General features: G+C 71.6%; 1 protein-coding gene. It reads left to right on the plus strand.

Translation table 11 applies throughout. The features are described from left to right. Positions 1–229 precede the first annotated feature (229 nt). Positions 230–493: uracil-DNA glycosylase family protein (locus A6V37_RS41310; protein WP_482194145.1), on the plus strand; the 264-nt coding region annotated here is incomplete at its 3' end.

The raw sequence follows: 493 nt of genomic DNA on the forward strand, positions 1-493 counted from the left end.
GCGAAGTTGCATCGTGGAATGGCGGAGTAGGGCGGGCTTGGGGGCTGGGTGTAAAGACGAGACGGGTTGCGGCGGGAGCTAGGGGGCGACGGGAAGGCGGGGGTGGGAGTCGACGGTGGCGGTGTAGCCGGGGGTGCGGAGGGGGTGGGGGAGGGGAGGCACGGGGGGACAGTGGTCGTGGGCGAGCGGGAGTGCGGCGGCTTTGGCGGGGGTGGAGGGAGCGCGGGCGATGTGGGGGGCGGGCGCGCGCGCGAAGGCGAGCGGTATTCGATGGGACGGCGCAAGTGTGAAGGGGCTGCGAGAGTGGCTGGGTGTCGGGCACGACACGTTCTATGACGCGTCGGGGTTCGCGACCGTGCCGTGGGGATGCTGCGCCCGGGGCCGCGGAGCGTGGGGCGACAACACGCGACGGCCCGAATGCGCGAGGCTCTGGCTCGACCGGCTGGTCGCGGAATTGCCGGCGATACGCCTCACACTGTGGATAGGCCAGTAT

Source organism: Paraburkholderia ginsengiterrae (genome assembly GCF_001645125.1).
GTDB classification, from domain to species: Bacteria; Pseudomonadota; Gammaproteobacteria; order Burkholderiales; family Burkholderiaceae; genus Paraburkholderia; species Paraburkholderia ginsengiterrae.